A 489-nucleotide genomic window follows, 5' to 3' on the forward strand; every position below is an offset into this window, starting at 1 on the left:
GCTGACCGGCGGCCGGCTGACGCTGGAGGACGCGTACGCGTACGCCAAGTTCGCGCGCGTCGCCCTCGGCACGCACGACGTCGACTTCCGGGCCCGCGTGCACAGCGGCGAGGAGGCCGACTTCCTGGCCGCCCGGGTGGCAGGCCGCGGCCGGGACCTCGACGGCGAGGGGGTGACGTACCGCTCGCTGGAGCGGGCGCCGGCCGTGCTGCTCGTCGGCTTCGAGGCCGAGGAGGAGGCGCCGAGCGTCTTCCTGCGGCTCCGCAAGGCGTGGCGCAAGCACGGGCAACGGGTGTTCTCGATCGCGCCGTTCGCCACCCGCGGGCTGGCGAAGGCGGGCGGGACGCTGCTCCCCGCCGCCCCCGGCACCGAGCCGGAGTGGCTGCGCGCCCTCGCCGACGGCACCGCCCAGGACGCGCGCGCCGCGGCCGAGGCGCTGCGCGCGGAGGGTGCCGTGATCGTCGTCGGCGAGCGGGCGGCCGGGGTGCC

Annotated in this window: 1 protein-coding gene; it reads left to right on the plus strand. The window is 78.3% G+C overall.

Annotated features, from left to right (window positions below):
- On the plus strand, positions 1-489 hold a 489-nt coding region (locus JNW98_RS26305), incomplete at both ends, for a molybdopterin-dependent oxidoreductase (RefSeq protein WP_372459326.1).

Source organism: Streptomyces huiliensis (assembly GCF_020037025.1).
GTDB classification, from domain to species: Bacteria; Actinomycetota; Actinomycetes; order Streptomycetales; family Streptomycetaceae; genus Streptomyces; species Streptomyces huiliensis.